This window comes from Pseudoalteromonas sp. BMB (assembly GCF_001709235.1).
Taxonomy (GTDB): Bacteria; Pseudomonadota; Gammaproteobacteria; order Enterobacterales; family Alteromonadaceae; genus Pseudoalteromonas; species Pseudoalteromonas maricaloris.
In genome coordinates, this window is sequence record NZ_MBQA01000219.1 from 1 (window position 1) to 561 (window position 561).

Here is a 561-nt window from a genome sequence, read left to right on the forward strand (position 1 = left end):
GCACCAGCTTGAAAGCGCACTTAGGAGCTACGTTACCCGAGTACATGTTACCGTCGGCGTATGTTGTTTTGGACAGCATCCCGCTGACACCCAATGGCAAGGTAGATCGTCGCGCGTTAGCTGCAATGGAAGTGAGTATCGAGTCGAGCCAAGTTTATCAGGCTCCGAGGGATAAGACTGAGCAACAGTTGGTGGAAATATGGTCAACGGTGCTGGGGCTAGATGCAGGGCAGATAGGTATCCAAGATAACTTCTTTGAGTTAGGTGGTCATTCGTTGTTAGCGACTCAACTGATGTCGAGAGTACGCAGTCACTTCGGTGTTGAAGTGGCATTAAAAGGACTATTTGAACGGCCAACGGTGGCGGGATTGGGGTGCACTGGAGGTATCGCAATTAGAGCAGGCATTTAACGAAATTGTTGCGCGACATGAGAACCTGCGAACGATATTCCCCAGTCAGGATGGTACAGCACAGCAAGTGGTATTGTCGGAGCAAGCATTTAGATTAACTCAAATAGACCTGAGTCACGAGGCAGAGGAAGCGGAGCGTCATGCTCAAGCA

2 protein-coding genes are annotated in these 561 nt (G+C 50.1%); both read left to right on the forward strand.

The window, feature by feature from the left end:
• Nucleotides 1-410 (forward strand): phosphopantetheine-binding protein (locus BB427_RS22995; RefSeq protein ID WP_254663693.1); only part of this gene is annotated, 410 nt, incomplete at its 5' end.
• Nucleotides 346-561 (forward strand): condensation domain-containing protein (locus tag BB427_RS24035; RefSeq protein WP_139119098.1); only part of this gene is annotated, 216 nt, incomplete at its 3' end. The genes BB427_RS22995 and BB427_RS24035, both read left to right, overlap by 65 nt.